This window comes from Kitasatospora sp. NEAU-69, from assembly GCF_057158765.1.
This window is the reverse complement of sequence record NZ_JBWXUE010000024.1, coordinates 60,122-75,263: the sequence shown is the minus strand read 5'-3', so window position 1 is coordinate 75,263 and position 15,142 is coordinate 60,122. Positions and strand designations below refer to the sequence as shown.

12 protein-coding genes are annotated in these 15,142 nt (G+C 72.6%); 1 reads left to right on the top strand and 11 read right to left on the bottom strand.

Annotated features, from left to right (window positions below; all coding sequences use genetic code 11):
* Nucleotides 1-41: 41 nt before the first annotated feature.
* The 10 genes from AC060L_RS26015 to AC060L_RS25970 form a co-directional block, all read right to left on the bottom strand.
* Nucleotides 42-1,721: a N,N-dimethylformamidase beta subunit family domain-containing protein gene (locus AC060L_RS26015; protein WP_483801339.1), complete on the bottom strand. Its 1,680-nt coding sequence runs from the start codon at nucleotides 1,719-1,721 to the stop codon at nucleotides 42-44.
* A gap of 107 nt (nucleotides 1,722-1,828) precedes the next feature.
* Nucleotides 1,829-3,403: a glycosyltransferase 87 family protein gene (locus AC060L_RS26010; RefSeq protein WP_483801338.1), complete on the bottom strand. Its 1,575-nt coding sequence runs from the start codon at nucleotides 3,401-3,403 to the stop codon at nucleotides 1,829-1,831.
* Nucleotides 3,404-3,468: 65 nt separating this feature from the next.
* Nucleotides 3,469-4,998 (bottom strand): APC family permease, encoded by a 1,530-nt coding sequence (locus AC060L_RS26005; RefSeq protein ID WP_483801337.1) that lies wholly within the window; start codon nucleotides 4,996-4,998, stop codon nucleotides 3,469-3,471.
* Between the two features lie 57 nt (nucleotides 4,999-5,055).
* Entirely contained in the window at nucleotides 5,056-6,495 is a 1,440-nt protein-coding gene (locus tag AC060L_RS26000) for a penicillin-binding transpeptidase domain-containing protein (protein WP_483801390.1), read from the bottom strand.
* A 110-nt stretch (nucleotides 6,496-6,605) separates the two neighbouring features.
* A complete protein-coding gene (locus tag AC060L_RS25995; RefSeq protein WP_483801336.1) occupies nucleotides 6,606-8,033 on the bottom strand; it encodes an FtsW/RodA/SpoVE family cell cycle protein in 1,428 nt (475 codons plus the stop codon).
* 83 nt (nucleotides 8,034-8,116) lie between these two features.
* A complete protein-coding gene (locus AC060L_RS25990; RefSeq protein ID WP_483801335.1) occupies nucleotides 8,117-8,611 on the bottom strand; it encodes a DUF1269 domain-containing protein in 495 nt (164 codons plus the stop codon).
* 148 nt (nucleotides 8,612-8,759) lie between these two features.
* Entirely contained in the window at nucleotides 8,760-9,326 is a 567-nt protein-coding gene (locus AC060L_RS25985; RefSeq protein ID WP_483801334.1) for a MarR family winged helix-turn-helix transcriptional regulator, read from the bottom strand.
* 220 nt (nucleotides 9,327-9,546) lie between these two features.
* A complete protein-coding gene (locus AC060L_RS25980; RefSeq protein ID WP_483801333.1) occupies nucleotides 9,547-11,151 on the bottom strand; it encodes an MFS transporter in 1,605 nt (534 codons plus the stop codon).
* A gap of 307 nt (nucleotides 11,152-11,458) precedes the next feature.
* Nucleotides 11,459-12,130 carry an ABC transporter gene (locus tag AC060L_RS25975; RefSeq protein ID WP_483801332.1) on the bottom strand — a complete coding sequence of 224 codons (672 nt, stop codon included), beginning with the start codon at nucleotides 12,128-12,130 and terminating at the stop codon, nucleotides 11,459-11,461.
* The gene (locus tag AC060L_RS25970) at nucleotides 12,127-13,014 is read right to left on the bottom strand and encodes an ABC transporter ATP-binding protein (protein ID WP_483801389.1); all 888 of its coding nucleotides are present in this window, start codon (nucleotides 13,012-13,014) and stop codon (nucleotides 12,127-12,129) included. The genes AC060L_RS25975 and AC060L_RS25970 overlap by 4 nt, the downstream gene beginning before the upstream one ends.
* A 204-nt stretch (nucleotides 13,015-13,218) precedes the next feature.
* On the opposite strand from AC060L_RS25970, the gene AC060L_RS25965 reads away from it, so the two are divergent.
* Complete coding sequence (locus AC060L_RS25965; protein ID WP_483801331.1) at nucleotides 13,219-14,517, top strand: phosphotransferase; 1,299 nt, start codon at nucleotides 13,219-13,221, stop codon at nucleotides 14,515-14,517.
* A gap of 142 nt (nucleotides 14,518-14,659) precedes the next feature.
* Here AC060L_RS25965 and AC060L_RS25960 read toward each other — a convergent pair whose 3' ends face one another.
* Nucleotides 14,660-15,112 carry a hypothetical protein gene (locus AC060L_RS25960; protein ID WP_483801330.1) on the bottom strand — a complete coding sequence of 151 codons (453 nt, stop codon included), beginning with the start codon at nucleotides 15,110-15,112 and terminating at the stop codon, nucleotides 14,660-14,662.
* Nucleotides 15,113-15,142 lie beyond the last annotated feature (30 nt).

Here is a 15,142-nt window from a genome sequence, read left to right as displayed (position 1 = left end):
ATGACAGATGACGTTATCTGTCATCCGTCATCGGTCACCAGTCATCCGTAGACCGCCGCAGCGTTGTCCTGCGCCGGGTGCGCCGTGCCGGCCGGGCCGGCGGCGAAGGCGCGCAGCAGGGTCTCGGTGACCCGCTGGGTGAGCGCGCCGGTCTTCGCGTCCATCGAGTGGTCGGCGCCCGAGCTGCCGTCCCCGCTCGCGTCCAGCGACTCGACCCAGCGCATGGTGCCGCTGGCGAAGACGCCGGCCCCGGTCGGCACGGTGTAGTACGCGCTGTCGGAGAAGCTCTTGCGGCCCTCGCAGACCACCGGCGAGTGGGCGAGGATCTCGATCGGACGCGGCACCGAGTAGCCCAGGTCCACCCGGTCGTACTCGACGCCGACCAGGTGCGGGAAGCTGTCGCCGGCCGCGACGCCCGTCCCGGCGAAGAGCCAGTGGCCGGGGTTGGTCACCACGTACGGCTCGTCGACCGGGTAGCCGTCGTAGATCACCCCGAGCATCGAGCTCTCCGGGTCCGCCTTCGGGGCGGCCCGGAAGTCGTTGGTGGGCGGCTGACCCGCCTTGAAGCCGGGGTCCTCCTCGTAGGACGTCTTGTAGCAGACCACCTGACGGTCCGGACCGGTCGGCGAGGGCTCGTAGCGGACCCGGCGGAAGCAGCAGTTGGCACCCAGGATCGCCAGGTTGGTGCCGGCGTCCCGGGCGGCGGTGACGTGCGCGCGCTGGTCGTCGGACCAGTACTCGTCGTGGCCGAGCGAGACGACGGCGGTCGCGCCCTTGAGCAGCCCGGGATCGCCGGCCAGGTCGGTGCTGGTGGTGTACGCGAGCGGCAGGCCGAGCCGCTCGGCGAGCGCGATCAGCGGCGTCTCGTAGACCATGAAGAGCCCGGCGCCGTCGTACTCCTGGTACGGCCGGTCGAACGAGACCACCAACGAGCGGGTCGGGTAGCCACCGCTCGGGCCGTTGTAGAGGTTGTAGCCGCTCCAGTCGTTGTAGGCCTGCCAGGTGGCGACCGCGTTGACGATGACGGTGCGCCCGGCCGTGGCGGCGGAGCGGACGGTGACCGGCACGTACCGCTGACCGGCACCTCCTGCGGCGTCGAGCCGGAGCAGGTAGCTGCCCTCGGGCCAGCCGCTGGTGTCGACGGTGGTGCTCTTCGCCCAGTCGGTCGCGACCATCCGGGTCTTCGGGTCCACCGTCGCGGCCTTCTGCCGGGCGCCGGGCAGCGCGGCGGACTGCCAGACCAGCCTGGCCCGGGCGCCGCCGTACCAACCCATCCGGTAGGCCGAGACGGTGAAGCTCGGCGCGGTGGTCGAGACGTACAGACCGAAGCTCTCACCGGGCAGCACGCTCACCCGGTCCGCCCAGCCCTCGACGGCTTCCTGCGGACCGGCCTGGGTGATCCGCCAGTCGGGGTTGCCCGGGCGGGCGGACTCGGACTGCGGGTCCGCGCTGGCGCTCGGCGCCGCGCCGGCCGGTGCACCGCCCGGTGCACCGCCTGGATGCGGGGTGCCCTTCGCGGCCGCGCCGGTCGAGTGGTTCGTCCCGCAGGCGGCCAGGCCCACGCCGGCCGCGGCCGCACCGGCCAGGCCGAGGAACCGCCGGCGTCCCGGTCCGCTCCGGGCGGTCCGGCGCGACGCTATGCCGTCCGGATCCCCTACTGGGCCGTCCTGCGCCGTGCCGTCCGGGTCCTGCGGTGCACCGGGTGCCTGGTACTCGGCCATGCGTGGAACTCCTCGGATGCTCGGGGCGGTGCGCCGCTCACTGCTCGGGTTTCCCATGTCACTGCTCGGGTTTCCCATGCTGCCCCCAGATCCCTTTGCCCGTCGGGTCAGGGTGCCGCGAGACTGCCGCTCTCCACCGGACGGGCACGACCGACCGGAACGGCCTGGGCGCCCGGGTCGCCCGGGTCGCCCGGATCTGCCGGATCGGCGACCGAGGGCCTGACCCGTGCCGCCAGCCTGGGCCAGATCGCCAGCACGGCGGGCAGCGCGAGATACCCGAACCGCCCGGCCGGGGCCAGCAGGAAGGCGACGGTGAGCCCGGCGGCCAGCCACTCGGCGGCGGCCACCGCAGAGGTCGGCGGGCGCATCAGCAGCCGGGCCGCGACCGCCACGCCGCCGATCACCAGCAGCACGATCGAGACGGTGTGCCCGACCGGCCCGAGGTCGGCCAGCACCTTGCCGGGCAGCGGGCTGCCGGCCGGGGTGCGCACCGCGGTGAGCCCGAGCGGGAACCGGACCACCTGGTCCTTGAGGTCCTGGAACCTGGTCAGCGCGAACGGCAGTATCACCGCCGCGCTGGCCAGCACCGCGGTCAGCGCCGCCCGAGCCGCCGGCCGGCGGCCGTACAGCCGCCAGAGCAGCAGCGCGGCCACCGGCAGCGCCGGCCAGGCCGTCCACTTGAGGGTGCAGGCGAGCGCGAGCACCAGCCCGCAGGCGATCGTGCGGTCCCGGGCGGCCAGCGCCATGGCCAGGCAGCAGACGCCGATCAGCGGCAGGTCCACACCGCCGACGGCCAGCGTGAGCGCGATCAGCGGGGAGCCGGTGAGCACCCCGAGCGGCAGCAGCGGTGAGTAGTCGCGGCTCGGCCGGAGCAGCCGCCAGCTCGCGACCAGGCAGCCCAGGAAGGTCAGCGCGAACCAGATCCGCGCGTCGCCCAGCACCTCGCAGACCGGGTTGCCCGAGCCGAGCACCGCCCGGGGCAGGCCGAAGAGCGTCATCGACGGCAGGTACGGGTTGAAGTCGGTGACCGCGGTCGGGTGCGGCAGGTACGGCGTGCCGGTGTGCAGCAGCAGTCGGGCGGAGCGCTCGACCACCATCACCTCGGACTGGTGGCGCCCCTGCGCGGCCAGCACGCCGAGCGGCAGCAGCACCGCGCCGATCAGCGCTATGGCGGCCGCCACCCGGGCCGCGAAGCGCCGCGGCAGCGTCACGGTGGCCAGCCCGGCCAGCAGGTAGGCGGGGGCGGCGACGATGCCCCAGAGCCGCTGGTTGGGCAGGTTCGAGACCAGCGGGAAGGCCGCGGCCCAGCCGGCCGCGATCAGACACCCGATCAGGTGGACACTGCGCCGTCCGGCCCAGTCGGCCGCCCAGAGCCCGATCCGCCGAACCAGCCGACCGGACCGGCGAGATCGCCCGTTCGGCGCAGCGTCAGCTTCGATGGTGGACGAACCGTCAGCCGGATCCGCCGTCACCAACCGCCCGGCCGGCGCCCGTCCGGTCGCCGGCTCGGCCCCGGCCCCGGAGCGCGGCCACCGGCCCGCCGGCCCGCCGGCACCGACGTGCAGGCCGCCGGAACGGGTTACGGGATGGCGGGCGGACCGTCCGGCCGACGTCTGCGCCGCGCGCCGGACGCCGAACCGACCGCGAGCGCGAGGCACTCCGGACGAGCGGGTGGTCACCATGACTCGAAGATTATGGGTGCCGGGCGCCTCGTGTCGTCAGACTGGAGGGGCTAGTCAGAACCGCCTCAAGGAGCTATTGCGCCGTCCCGGGCCCGATCCGCCCCGTCGTCCACAGCTGACGACTCGGCGTGTCCGGCGTGTCCGGCGCGTTCCAGCCGGGAGTGCCGCAGCCCGTAGCCGAAGTAGCCGGCGGCCGCGAGCACCAGCGCGACTCCGAAGAAGAGGAAGGTCAGCGGGTGCAGGCCGCGGATCAGGTAGCCGCAGAAGCCCACGCTGAGCAACGGGGTGACGGGGTATCCGGGCACCTTGAAGCCGCGGCTGAGCCCCGGCTGGGTCCGGCGCAGGATGATCACCCCGACCGACACCACGATGAAGGCGCACAGCGTACCTAGTGAGGTCAGATCGGTCAGTACGTCAAGTGGCACGAATGCGGCCAGAAAGGCGACCACGACACCGACCACGAGGGTGTTCCAGACCGGCGTACCGGTGCGCGGCGAGACCTCCGCGAAGCGGGCCGGCAGCAGGCCGTCGCGGCCCATCGAGAAGAGGATCCGGGTCTGGCCGTAGATCACCACCAGGGTGACGCTGAAGATCGAGACGATCGCACCGAGCGCGAAGACCATGGCCGGCCAGGTCGATCCGGTGAGGTCCTGCAGGATCTGCGCCAGCCCCGCCTCCTGCCCGTCGAACCTGCGCCACGGCTGCGCGCCGATCGCGACCAGCGCCACCGCGACGTAGAGCAGCGTGACCACGACCAGCGAGATGATGATCGCCAGCGGCAGCGTCCGGCGCGGGTCGCGGACCTCCTCGCCGGCCGTGGAGACCGCGTCCAGGCCGATGAAGGAGAAGAAGATGCCGGAGGCCGCCACCCCGACGCCGGACCAGCCCAGCGGCATGAAGTCGTGCAGGTTGCCGGAGTGGAAGCCGGTCAGGCCGACCGCGACGAAGAGCGCCAGCACCACGATCTTGACGGCCACCATGGCCGCGTTCACCTTGGCCGACTCGCCGGCCCCGCGCACCAGCAGCAGGCAGACCAGCGCCACCAGCACGACGGCCGGCAGGTTGACGTAGCCGCCGTCGCCGGGCGGAGCGGCCAGCCAGGCCGGGATCGTGAAACCGAACGCCAGGTCGAAGAACTTGTTGAGGTACTGCCCCCAGCTGACCGCGATCGCCGAGGCCGAGACCCCGTACTCCAGCAGCAGGCAGACGCCGACTCCGAAGGCGGTCGCCTCGCCGAGCGTCGCGTAGGCGTAGCTGTACGAGGAGCCGGAGACCGGGATCGCGGAGGCCAGCTCGGCGTAGCAGAGCGCGGTCAGGCCCGCGGTGACCGCGGCCAGCACGAAGGAGAGCACCACGGCCGGGCCGGCCTCGGGCACGGCCGAGCTGAGCACGAAGAAGATGCCGGTGCCGACGGTGGCCCCGATGCCGATCGCGGAGAGCTGCCAGAGCCCGATCGAGCGGCGCAGCTGCCCGGCCCCCGTGCCGGCGCCGCTGCTCTCGGCGATCAGCGTCTCGATCGGCTTGCGGCGCAGCAGGCGCTGCCCGAGGGGCGTGGTGCTTGGCACGGCGGGGTACTTTCTGCAGATTTCCGACATGAGTGCATACATACTGACTGCATAAATATACACATGTTCGGATAGCCTGATACCCGCTCAGCTCTTCCCGGCCAGCACCGCCTGCATCACCGACTTGGCGATCGGCGCGGCCAGCTGCCCGCCGGTCACGTCGGTCGCCGTGCTGTCCGCGATCACCACCGCGACGGCCACCGGCGGCACGGTGTTCGAGCCGCTCGGCTTGGCCCAGGAGATGAACCACGCGTACGGCGTGCCGCTGTTGTCCACCCCGTGCTGGGCGGTGCCGGTCTTGCCGCCGACCGTCGCGCCGGAGATCCGGGCGCTGCGCCCGGTGCCGTTCTGCACCACGTCGGTCATCAGCTGCTGCACCTGACCGGCCACGGTCGGGGTCATCGCCTGCTGGTACGTCTGCGGCTTCATCAGCTGCACGGTGCTGCCGTCCGACTTCGTCAGCTTGTCCACAAGCTGGGGATACATCACCGTCCCGTTGTTGGCCACGCCCGCGGCGACCATCGCCATCACCAGCGGCGTGGCCGCGGTGTCGAACTGGCCGATCGAGGAGAGCGCCAGCTGGGACTGGTTCATCGAGGTGTCGAAGTTGCTGCGCGCCGCACGCACCGGGACGTCGAGCTTCGGATCGTTGAAGCCGAACTTCTCCGCCATCGAGACCATCTTGTCCAGGCCGGTCTGCACACCGAGGTAGCCCATGACGCTGTTGCAGGAGAGCGTCATCGCGGTGTCGAGGTCGAGGTTCGGCTGGTTGCAGGAGTTGGTGTCGTTCACGAGCGGGGTGGTGGTGCCCGGCATCACGTACGGGTACGGCGCGGTGGTGGGCGCGTTGATGTCGGTCACGGTGCCGTTCGCCAGCGCGGCCGCGGCGGTGACCACCTTGAACGTGGAGCCGGGCGGGAAGGTCTGGCGCAGCGCCCGGTTGAGCATCGGCTGGTTCGTGTCGGCCTGGAGCTTCGACCAGGCCTGCTGGTCGGCGCTCGCGGTGCCGGCGAAGCTGCCCGGGTCGTAGGACGGCGTGCTGGCGAGCGCGAGGATCCGGCCGGTGCTCGGCTCGATCGCGGCCACCGCGCCCTTCTGGCTGCCCAGAGCGCTCATGGCGGCCTGCTGGGCCGCCTTGTCGATGGTCGTGTAGACGTCGCCGCCGGGGTTCTGCTTGCGGGCGATCTCGTTCCAGATCGCCCAGCCGGCCAGCCGGTTGTCGGTGCCGGAGAGGATGCCGTCCTCGATGCCCTCCAGCTGGGTGTTGCCGTAGATCTGCGAGGAGAAGCCGGTGACGGCGGCGTACTGCGGGCCGTCGGTGTAGGTCCGCTTGTAGTCGTAGCGGCCGCCGGTCGGTGCGGAACCGGTGACCGGCTCGCCATCGACCAGGATGTTGCCGCGCGGCTGGCTGTAGCGCTGGATGGCCTGGCGCTGGTTGGCCGGGTTGTCGTTGTACTTCTCCGCCTGGAAGACCTGGATCCGGGTCGCCTGGACGGCGAGCGCGAGGATCAGCACCAGGCAGAACATGCCGGCCCGGCGGCCGGTGACGGAGATGCCGGGCAGGCCCCGCGGGCCGTCATCGCCCTGGTTACCGTCGCTCTGGTTTCTGTTGCCTTGGCGGCGGGTGGTCCTGCGCTTCATCGGTTCCGTGCCTCCTGACCGCCGGGATCCGCCTGACCACCGAGCGGCGCTGAGCGCAGCGCGGCCGGGTCCGGGCGGCGGGCGGTGTCACTTATCCGGAGCAGCAGCGCGACGATGATCCAGTTGGTCACCACCGAGGAGCCGCCCTGTGCGATGAACGGCAGCGTCGCCCCGGTCAGCGGGATCAGGGCGAGCACGCCGCCCGCCACCACGAAGACCTGCAGGCCGATGATGGTCGCCAGGCCGATCGCCAGCAGCCGCCCGAACGGGTCGCGCAGCGCGATGCCGGTCCGGAACCCGCGGGAGATCAGCAGGACGTAGAGCAGCAGCAGCGCGACCATCCCGACCAGCCCGAGTTCCTCGCCGATGGTGGCGAGGATGAAGTCGGACTTCGCGGCGAAGCCGATCAGGATCGAGTGGCCGAGCCCGAGCCCGGCACCGAGCACGCCGCCCCAGGCGAAGGCGAACAGTGCCTGCGCGATCTGGTTGGCACCCTGACCCGCCGCCACCGACCCGAGCGGGTGGAGCCACTGGTCCACCCGGGCGTGCACGTGCGGCGACAGCCAGCCGACCACGACCACACCGGCGGCGGCGAGCACCAGGCCGATCGCGATCCAGCTGATCCGGGCGGTGGCCACGTAGAGCATCACGACGAAGATGCCGAAGTACAGCAGCGACATGCCCAGGTCCGTCTCCAGCACCAGCACGCCGACGAACGCCGCCCAGACCAGCAGCACCGGGCCGAGCACCCGCCCGGGCGGCAGCTTCAGCAGCCAGATCTGCCGGCCGGTCAGCGCGAGTGCGTCGCGGTGCGCGGCCAGGTAGGCGGCGAAGAAGACGACCAGCAGGAGCTTGGCGAACTCGCCCGGCTGGATCGAGAACCGGCCGACCGTGATCCAGATCCGCGAGCCGTACACGGCCGGGAAGAAGATCGGCACGATCAGCAGCACCAGTGCCACCAGCGCCCCGCTGTACGCGTAACGCCGCAGCAGCCGGTGGTCCCGGCAGAGCAGCACCACCGCGATGCAGAGCGCGACGCCGAGCGCGGACCAGAGCAGTTGGGTGGGCGCCGCCGAGCTCCTGGGGGTGGCCCGGTCCAGGCGATAGATGACGACCAGTCCGATGCCGTTCAGCAGCACCGCGATCGGCAGCAGCAGCGGGTCGGCGTACTTGGCCCGCCAGCGGATCACTCCGTGCGCGAGCAGGGCTAGCGCGCCGAGCGCCGCGCCGTACTCCGCCGCGTCGGGCGGCACCTTGCGGTCGATGTTGACGCCGACCTCGACGTAACCGAAGACGGCGATCGCCACCGCGGCCAGGAGCAGCAGCAGTTCGGTGTTCCGCCCGGTCCGCGGCCGGCCCTCGGGCGGCGGCGGTGGTGCTGGCGACGGGGAGAGCGGGGCTGCCGCGGCAGGGGGTGGGGCCATCGGTGGACCGGTGCTCCTGTCTGGCGCGGCTGACTCGGACGTGCTCCGGGGCGGGCCGGGCCGGCCCGCCCCGGGCTACTGAGTCAGACGCCCCGGCTTGCCTGGACGGTTTCGCGCAGGTGCTCCTCGGCCTCGTGCGACAGCGAGGTCTGGATGATCTCCCCGCCGTATCGGGACAGCGCCGGGACCACCTTGTCGGCGGTGGCCTTGCGGACCAGCAGGAAGACGGCGGCCGTACCCGGCTGCAGGTGCTGACCGACCTGGCGCATGAAGTTGTCGTCGACCCCGATGTCGGTGGACGCGCCGACTGCGGCTCCGGTGGCGCCGCCGATCGCCGCGCCGAGGAACGGCATGAAGAAGAGCAGTCCGATCACCCCGCCCCAGAGCGCGCCGGAGGCGGCGGCCACACCGGTGGTGCTGCCGGCCTGGTGCAGCTTGATCTTGCCGTCCGGGCGGCGCTCCACGACGACGATGTCCTCAAGGTCGATCAGCTGCTGCTTCTGCAGACCGAGCGCCTCGTCGCGCACCTGCTGAGCGGTTGCGAGATCCGGGTAGGCGATGGCGAACAGGTTGCTCACGTGCGGGGTCCCTTCGACTCGAACGGCTTACGGGACCCACCGTAATGATTATTTAGCCTACTTATCCAACTTCTGTTGCGGTGTGTCCCGTTTTGCCCGAGCGATTCCGGACGAGGCGGCGCCGTGCCGTCGCGTCACGCCGTCGGGGTCACTCGCAGACCGCGCGCGGCCAGCGGTGTGCGAGCAGGGTGTTGAGCGTCTCGTGCAGCTGCTCGCGGTGGCCGGGCGGCAGGCGGGCGAAGAAGGCCTGCTCGGCCTCCTCCGCCACCGCGGTCGCCTCGACCAGCGCCGACCGCCCGGCCGGGGTGAGCCCGAGGATGTAGCGGCGGCGGTCGGCCGGGTTGCGCCGGCGCTCGACCTGGCCGAGCCGCTCCAGCTCGTCGATCAGGGCGACCATGGTGGTCGGATCGAGGCTGACCACCCGGCTGAGGTCCTGTTGGGACAGCTCCGCACCGCCCGAGAGCGCGGCGAGCACCAGGAAGTTCCGCAGCTTCAGGCCGCGGGCGGCGAGAGCTGCTTCGGCCTCCTCCTGGATCAGCAGGCCGGCCTTGTGGAGCAGCACGCCGGTGTGATCGGCCAGCGGGAAGTCCGGGCGCGGCGTCCCGGGGAGGTGTTCGTCCGCCCGTTCGCCGGTTGCTCGATCGCCGGTCGCCGGTTCGCCGGCTTCCGCCACGGCGGTGGCCGGCTCGACGACTGCGGGGCTCTTGCGGGCCATCGGGGGCCTCCCATCCAACGGGAGTCCGGGGCTCCAGGCCGGTTACTGCCGCAGTCCCATGAACTCTTCGAAAACCTATCATCGGCGATTTGGACGCTCAATGAACCGATGAGCCAGACGTTCGCGACTGCGGGCCCCGGCCTGGGGCGAGGGCCAGGGCCGAGGCCGGGGCTCTGGGCGAAGGCGGACGGCCGGGGCCGGGGCCGGGGCCGGGGCCGGCTCAGTGGCCGCCGTGCTCCGCTCCGGCCAGCGCGCTCTCGTGCAGGTCGCGGGTCCGGATGAAGAGGAAGCCGATCAGCGCGCCGACCGCGGCCACCGCCCCGCAGCCGACCAGCACATCCGTCAGCCCGTGCACGAAGGCGTCGCGCGCCGCCGCCCGGACCGGCCCCGCCAGGGTGGCCGGGAGCGAACGCGCCAGCTCGTTCCCCGCACCGGCTGCGACCGTCTTGCCGGCCTCATGCGCCTGCGCGCCGAGTTGCGCGCCCGCCGTGGACCGGGCGAAGGCGTCCGTCACGCGGTGCTGGAACAGCGCGCCGAAGCCCGCGATCCCGATCGCGATGCCGACCTGCTGGAAGGTCTCGCCGATCCCGGCCGCCATGCCCGCCTTGGCCGGTTCGGCGACGCCGATCGCGAGCGAGGAGCGCGGCGGGTTGAACATCCCCATCCCGAGGCCGGTGAGCAGCAGGCTCGGCAGCATGGCGGTCCAGGAGCTGCCCGGGTGGACCAGCGTGATGAGGAAGAGCCCGGCCGAGATCAGCGCGGTCGCCGTACCGACCAGCAGCCGCGGCGGCACGGAGACCGTCAGGCTCCCGGTGACGGCCGCGGCCACGAAGAGCATCAGGGTCAGTGGCAGGAAGCGCAGGCCGGTGGCGAGCGGCGAGTAGCCGAGCACGTTCTGCATGTACGAGACCTCGAGGAAGATCGACGACATGCCGGCCGCGTTGGCGAGCAGCGTGGTCAGCGAGATCCCGTTGAACGTCACGTTGCGGAACAGGCCCAGGTCGAGCATCGCGGCGGCGCCGAGCCGGCGCTCGATCAGGACGAACGCCGTCAGCAGCAGGACGGATCCGGCGAACATCCCGAGGATCGGCGCGCTCGTCCAGCCGTCCGCCTCGCCGCGCAGGAAGCCCAGGACCAGCAGGCTCAGCGCGGCGGAGAAGACCACCAGGCCGGCCCAGTCCACCCGGTGCGCGGCCGGATCGCGCGACTCGCCGATCCGCAGCATGCCGAGCACCATCGCGATGATCCCGATCGGCACGTTCACCAGGAAGATCCAGCGCCAGCCGATCCCGTCGGTCAGTGCGCCGCCGATCAGCGGACCGAACGCGATCGCCAGCCCCGAGACCCCGCCGAAGACGCCGAAGGCCAGCGCGCGGTCCTTGCCGCGGAAGTCCTGGCCGATCAGCGCCGGACCGACCGCGAAGAGCACCGCCGCACCCACCCCCTGGACGCCGCGCGCGATGTTGAGCGCCACGATGCCCTGCGCCGCCCCACAGGCGAGCGAGGCCGCGGTGAAGAGCGCGAACCCGGCGGTGTACACCCGCTTGCGGCCGAGCCGGTCGGCCAGCGAACCGCCGGTGAGGAGCGCCGCCGCGAGGGTCAGCGCGTAGGCGTCGAGCACCCACTGGAGAGCGGAGAAGTCCGCGTGCAACGCGGTCCGCAGGTCGGGCAGCGCCACGTTCACCACGGTCAGGTCGAGCATCAGCATGAAGGTGGCGATGGAGACGATGCCGAGCGTCCACCAGCGATGGGCAGCGGGCGCGGTCGCCGGCCCCGACGCGGCAGGCCCGGGCGCAGCAGGATCGGGCACTGCGGGATCGGGCACAGCGGGATGTATCGGGCTTTTGGAGTGCGCGCCCGGGGTGGCGGCAGCGGGAACGGTGGACATGGCAGCCCCTGAGGATCGATAGTCGGTGGGACAATCGTCGAAATCTCGATGATTGTGAAACTAGTGATCGCTTTTTCGACTGTCAAGAGATCCATGGCATCCCGACGGTGAACTCGCCATGCCGCCGCCCCACGGGTGCAGGCCGGACGGGCCGCGAGACCGGGGCCCGTCCGGCCTGCATGCCGAAGGGCCGCCGATCTGCGATCGGCGGCCCTTCGGCATGCAGCTACTGCGACGACTGTGGCTACTGCCCCCGGCGACGGGCCAGGGCCGCGGTACCGGCTGCGGCCAGCGCCGCGAGCAGCAGCGCGGCGAACAGTGCGGTGACCGGATAGCCGACCCTGACCTGCCGGGATCCGGCCACCAGCGCGCTGACCGCCGCGTTGGCCGGCGAACCGGCAGCCACCAGCACGGCCACCGTGAGCCCCAGCGTCGCGAGGATGCCGGACGAACCGCGCAGCAGCACCGGGCGGTTGCACAGCGCCCCGACCGCCAGGCCGACCAGCACGCAGGCGACCGCGGCGAGCAGCCCGGCGAGCGCAGCGGCGCCGGACGGGACCTCATGGCGCGGCTCGTTGGTGGTGTGCCCGCTGACCGACCAGACGAAGAGCACCCCGGCGACCGCCAGCACCAGACCCGCGATGAGCGCGGCCGCCAGCATGGCCAGCTGGACCCGGGCCGCGCCGCACGCGGCCACCAGACATGCCCGAGCCTGCGGCGGGTCGGCGGTGAGCGCGCTGCGGACGAACCACGCGGTGACCGGCACCAGGACGGCGGCGCCGTAGCCGAAGCTGTCCATCATCGCCTGGTCGCCGGAGATCCCGGCGACGGTCAGGAACCCGTAGGCGAGGAAGGGCGGCAGCCAGCGCTGGGAACGGAGCAGGAGCGCGAGCTGATAGCGGATCAGGGCGATCATCGACCCTCCCGAACGCGCCCGGACGGCAGGGCATCGGCAGCCCCCGAGCCGGCGGCGGCAGTCACGCGGCGGACGTCGAGCACCCGCACCTCCGGCTGCCCGGTGAGCAGCCGGCGCAGCAGCGCGTCGCTGTGGTGGGCGGGGACGTGCAGCAGTTCGGTGCCGTCCGGCAGCCGCTCGCGGGACGGTGCACCCGGCAGCCAGGCGGGCAGCTCCCCCTCGGGCAGCGCCACCTGGACGGCCATCAGCTCCGCCGGAGCCTCGGCGGCCACGAGCGCGCGCTCGGCGAGGCCGCCGTCCTCGATCCGGTAGGCCACGGTCGCCACGCCGGCCAGCCGGTTCGGATCGTGGTCCACGAAGAACACCGTGCCGCCCTGCGCGGCGCGCTCGGCCGCCGCCTCGTCCAGGACGGTGCGTGCCGCCTGGTCGAGCCCGGTCCATGCCTCGTCCAGCAGCAGGACCTCGGCCTCGGCGAGCAGGGCCTGGGCGACCGCCACCTTCTGGCAGGTGCCCTTGGAGAGCCGGCTGAGCGGGGTGCCGGCCCGGTCCGCGATCCCGAACCGGTCCAGCCACTGCTCGGCGCGCTCCACCGCCACTCGGCCGGACAACCCGTGGATCCGGCCGAGGTGCCGCAGGTAGCCCAGCGCGTCGAAGGGCAGCGCGGGCGGGAACCGCTCGGGGACGTAGGCCCGACGCCCCACGACCTCGACCCGGCCCCGGCTCGGCGCCTCGATCCCGGCGATCAGTTTGAGCAGCGTGGACTTGCCGCTGCCGTTCGCACCCTCGACCCGCACCAGCGCGCCCGGCGCCGGCTCCAGCGTCACCTCCCGGAGCACCCAGGGTGCTCCACGGCCGTACCGCTTGCCCACGGCGGAGACCTTCAGCCTCCCCGCCGTCGGCGATGACTCCGGCGATAACTCCGGCGATGACTTCGGCGGTAACTGTCGAGCCATCAGTCCTCCAGGGGCGCTTGGGTGGCGGCTGCCGACCCACCCATTCGACCACCCGCGGGCACCGCCGGGTCAATGCCCTGAGAGCTGCGGCGAAAACCGTTCGCACTCGGTGCGGGCCGCCTGCAGACTGCCGCGGTGAACAGTGCACCGGGGCGATTCGTCAGTGTTGTGGTCTCCCATCACGAGGAGCTGCTGGGGGTGGTCGGGCCGTTCACAGTGCAGCGGCCCTACTGGCCGGACGTCGAGGAGGTCACTGCCCGGCTGGCGGTGGAGCTGGCGGTGCCTGCCGTGGTGCTGCGCCTGATCGACGTCGTGGGTGGAGCCGCCCGCCGTGGTGGCCACGTGACCTACCACGCCGAGGCGCTGGCCCGGCCCAGGCGGGCGCTGCCGCTGGGTCCGGTGGACGACGCGCTGCTCGCCCGGCTGGCCCCGCACCCCCGGCGGGCCGGGTATGCGACCGCCGACGGTGTCCGCACCGCCCTGGACTGGGCGCGGTCCGCGCTGCGCGCCGCGGGGCGCCCCGCCACCGGGCCGGTGGAGCAGGTGAAGACCTGGAACCTGGCCGGGCTGTTCCGGTTCCCGACCGCGGCCGGACCGGCCTGGCTGAAGACCGGACGGGACTTCGCGGTCAGCGAGGCGACCGTGCTGGAGTTCCTTTCGTCGATGGATCCCGGCTCCGCTGCTGACGCCTCCGTTGCCCACGGTTTCGGTGCCGATGACTCCTTCCTGCCGATCGTGCTGGCCGCCGATCCGGCCAGGCGCTGGGTGCTGCTCGACCACGTCCCCGGCGAGGACTGTTGGGACCCGTCCTCCCGAACCATCGCCGCCGCCGTACCGCGGCTGGCCCGGGTGCAGGCGGCCCTCGCCGCTCGTGGGCCGGCGGCGATACCGGCCGGCCTGCCCGACCGCTCGCCCGGGGCCCTGCCCGGCCTGCTCCGCCGGCTGCTGGCGGGTCCGACGGCCGCCGAGCTGACGGCCGAGGAACTCACCCGGTCCCACCGGCTGCTGGACCGGCTCCCGGACCTGGTCCGGCGCCTGACGGACTGCGGGCTGCCCGACACCGTGCTGCACGGGGACTTCCACCCCGGCAACTGGCGCTCGGACGGGCGCCGGACCGTCATCGTGGACTTTGCCGACGGCCACTACGGCCACCCGGCGATCGACGGCCTGCGCCCCAGGGGCTTCGTCTCCGCCGAGCGCTGGTCGCAGGCCGCCGGGGCCTGGACGGCGGCCTGGCAAGAGTCGGTGCCCGGCTCCGACCCCGCCCGCGCGCTGCGGCTGGCCGCCCCGCTCTCCCACCTCTCCCAGGCCGTGCGGTACCAGGAGTTCCTTGACGGGATCGAGCCGAGCGAGCAGCGGTACCACGCCGGTGACCCAGCCGCCGAGCTCCGCGCCGCACTCGCCCTGAGCGGCACCTGGGACCGCGCTGCCTGATCCCGACCTGTCCGGTCCGCTCGACCTGCCGTGTCCGCTCGGCCCGCTCAGGCTGCCCGGTCCGCCCAGCCGATCAGCCGCCCCGGCCACCTCAGTCGCCCCGACTGCGGCGCCGCGCCCGGCAAGATCTGCCGAACAGGCCCTAACGCACCGCCAGCTTCGTCACGGTCCAGCTCGCCTCGTCCTGCCAGGCGTACAGCTGCTTGCCGTCGAGGACCACGTGGTACCGCCCGCAGGTACTGGTGGCCCTGCTGTTCGCCCCGGCCGGGAACCATGCCGCGGTGAGCTTCGCCCGCCCGGCCGGGGCGCCGGCTATGCAGTGCGCCGGCAGCGTGCCCTCGGGCAGTTCGGCGCGCAGCAGCCGGTCACCGGTGGTGGTCGACACCTGGTACCGCACCTTGGTCGCGCCGTCCGGCAGCCAGCGCGGCACCGAGACGGTGATCGCCTTCGCCTGCGCCCCGGAGGCGTAGCTGGACTCCTGCACGTGCCGTGCGGACATCCAGTCGGTGACCTCGGGCTGGATGGTGAATCCGAGCGCCCCCATGCCGAGCACGGTCACGGTGAGCCCGAGCGCGGCACTGGCCTTGACCGGCATGACGACATCCCTTCCTCGGCGGATCGGAGA

Coding starts and splice junctions, on each gene's coding strand:
- AC060L_RS26015 (WP_483801339.1), bottom strand. CDS start 1,721: ATGGCCGAGTACCAGGCACCCGGTGCACCGCAGGACCCGGACGGCACG.
- AC060L_RS26010 (WP_483801338.1), bottom strand. CDS start 3,403: ATGGTGACCACCCGCTCGTCCGGAGTGCCTCGCGCTCGCGGTCGGTTC.
- AC060L_RS26005 (WP_483801337.1), bottom strand. CDS start 4,998: ATGTCGGAAATCTGCAGAAAGTACCCCGCCGTGCCAAGCACCACGCCC.
- AC060L_RS26000 (WP_483801390.1), bottom strand. CDS start 6,495: ATGTTCTGCCTGGTGCTGATCCTCGCGCTCGCCGTCCAGGCGACCCGG.
- AC060L_RS25995 (WP_483801336.1), bottom strand. CDS start 8,033: ATGGCCCCACCCCCTGCCGCGGCAGCCCCGCTCTCCCCGTCGCCAGCA.
- AC060L_RS25985 (WP_483801334.1), bottom strand. CDS start 9,326: ATGGCCCGCAAGAGCCCCGCAGTCGTCGAGCCGGCCACCGCCGTGGCG.
- AC060L_RS25975 (WP_483801332.1), bottom strand. CDS start 12,130: ATGATCGCCCTGATCCGCTATCAGCTCGCGCTCCTGCTCCGTTCCCAG.
- AC060L_RS25960 (WP_483801330.1), bottom strand. CDS start 15,112: ATGCCGGTCAAGGCCAGTGCCGCGCTCGGGCTCACCGTGACCGTGCTC.